Raw genomic sequence first — 1,045 nt, forward strand, 5'->3', positions numbered from 1 at the left:
TGCAGGAGTTGAATATTAAGAATAAGACACAGGTTCAGACATGGGTTAGATGGTATAAGGCTGGTGATACACATCGATTCGAACAGCCTGTTGGAAAGCAATACACTTACGGAAAAGGTCCGGAGTATTCTTCCGATTTAGAGAAACTGCAGGCAGAGATTCGTTACCTGAGACAACAGAATGAAGTTTTAAAAAAGTACAACGAATTGGAAAGGAAGTTGATAGCGAAACGTCAGTCGAACTTGTAGAAATATTGCACAGCACAATGACCGTACAGGATATCTGTATTCATTTAGGTATCTCTCGAGCGTCTTATTATCGTTGGAAGAAGAATCTGATGAAGGATCATCCCAAGCGCCATTTGGAAAAACAAATCGGCACGTTGTGCCGAGAGCACAAGTATCGATATGGATATCGAAAAATCACAGCCATACTAAAAAAGAGAATGTGTATTAACCATAAAACGGTTCAACGTATTATGCAGAAAAATCAATGGCAGTGTCGGGTTAAGGTGAAAAAGCGCAAGAAGGATGGGCAGCCATATGCCGTGGTCGATAATATATTGGATCGGAACTTTCAGTCTGATCGTCCTCTTGAAAAACTAGTAACGGACATCACATATTTGCCTTATGGACAGAAACAATTGTACCTTTCCAGTATATTAGATTTATACAATGGAGAAGTGATTGCTTTTACTATTGGGGATAAGCAGGACACAGCCTTTGTCTTAGACACACTTGATCAGCTACCAATGCTGCCTGAGAACTGCGTGTTACATAGTGACCAAGGTTCTGTGTATACATCTTACGAGTATCAAAAAGCTGTTAAAACAAAAGGCATTACCATGAGCATGTCCCGCAAAGGGACGCCCGCTGATAATGCCTCCATCGAATCGTTTCATTCCTCGCTAAAGTCTGAAACGTTCTATCTTAACAGCATTGATCGAACTACGACTGCCATCGTAGAACGCACTGTCATAGAATACATTCATTATTATAACAATATTCGTATTCAAACCAAACTAAACAACCAATCACCGATAAAC

Annotated in this window: 1 protein-coding gene; it reads left to right on the forward strand. The window is 40.2% G+C overall.

Translation table 11 applies throughout. The annotated features are described in order from the left end of the window. A protein-coding gene (locus NQS30_RS21255; RefSeq protein WP_350322351.1) for an IS3 family transposase occupies positions 1 to 1,045 on the forward strand; the annotation gives its coding sequence in 2 pieces (ribosomal slippage) (positions 1 to 189 and positions 189 to 1,045; 1,046 coding nt annotated over the 2 pieces). This gene is flagged as partial in the annotation.

Source organism: Bacillus sp. B1(2022), assembly GCF_040259625.1.
Taxonomy (GTDB): domain Bacteria; phylum Bacillota; class Bacilli; order Bacillales; family Bacillaceae; genus Bacillus; species Bacillus velezensis.